1 protein-coding gene and 1 pseudogene are annotated in these 1,045 nt (G+C 43.2%); both read right to left on the minus strand.

Features of this window, described 5'->3' with window-relative positions:
• Positions 1–158 precede the first annotated feature (158 nt).
• Positions 159–617 carry a hypothetical protein gene (locus ACTXGO_RS14495; RefSeq protein ID WP_443575014.1) on the minus strand — a complete coding sequence of 153 codons (459 nt, stop codon included), beginning with the start codon at positions 615–617 and terminating at the stop codon, positions 159–161.
• Between the two features lie 228 nt (positions 618–845).
• Positions 846–1,045 (minus strand): annotated as a pseudogene (locus ACTXGO_RS14500) (hypothetical protein); the annotation flags it as partial.

Consider the following 1,045-nt stretch of genomic DNA (forward strand, 5'->3'; position numbering starts at 1 on the left):
TTTTTTTCTTTTAATATGAATTTTAAATTATGCGAATAGAACGCTATTTGGGATTGGATAAAACGTTAGGTAACCCAGTTGATAGCAAAAAACCTCACTGGGTAGCGAGGCTTTTGTTAGGACTACATTTAACCGTCAACAGAGCAACCGCTTAAACACTAGGCGCTATCGGTCTTTTTTTGCTGGACAGTAAATTTATAGTCATTAGTCGCATCGAGCAGCAGTTTGGTATTATCAAATTGAATATTAATGTCATCTCGCAAGCTGTATTTGGGCAAGGCGTGTAAGTTGGGGTTTAATTCATATTTGATCTGCGCGGTATCCTCGGCGAACAGCTCATAGGGCATCTCGAGTACTGTGAACAGCTTAGCTAAAAACGCATCGGCAGTAAAGTATCCGTCCCTATAACTACCGTCAAGCCCAAGGTATTGATTGGACAACACATGACGCAGGCGCTCGCACGCTGGCAAGGTATGTTTGGTAGGATAACCCATGGCTTTTATGATGTCCTGCGCGCGTAGCTCAAGTGTCTCTATTTGACTGATCGCATACTCTGCAAGAGGATGACGCGAACGATATTGGCGTGTGTATTTGGCGTGAGAAGTGCTGTGGTTCATGATAGGTGATACCTTATCCTATGACTCCGGCAAAATAATAAAATTAGGCACAAATGAGGATGTCGGAGTACAGGCTCATGCGCTTTACCAGAATTGTTTTGTATCGTGCTGGAAGTTGCAAGGATTGTCCGTATTTATAGCGGCGCAAACCTGTTAAACCCACGATGTGCACATAGTAGCAAGGGTAACTATGACTGTCTAGAGCGTAAAAGTTACTCTAAGGTAAACCTACTCAGCGTCATCTATTAGCGCGTTTAGCGCATCAATCATGTCATCATCAATAATGTGGTCTTCGATATAATCAACCAGTTGATGTACGGTCGCCAGATCCATCTCTGTAATGCCTAAGCGGGCAAGGTCTTCATTGATGGACTCTAAACTATCTAGGTTGTCAGGGTTATCTAATAGATGCTCCTCAAACCCAGCAT

The sequence above is a fragment of the Psychrobacter sp. T6-1 genome, assembly GCF_052258445.1.

Bases quoted from the DNA above. Each gene is read 5' to 3' on its own strand.
- ACTXGO_RS14495 (WP_443575014.1), bottom strand. From the start codon at position 617: ATGAACCACAGCACTTCTCACGCCAAATACACACGCCAATATCGTTCG.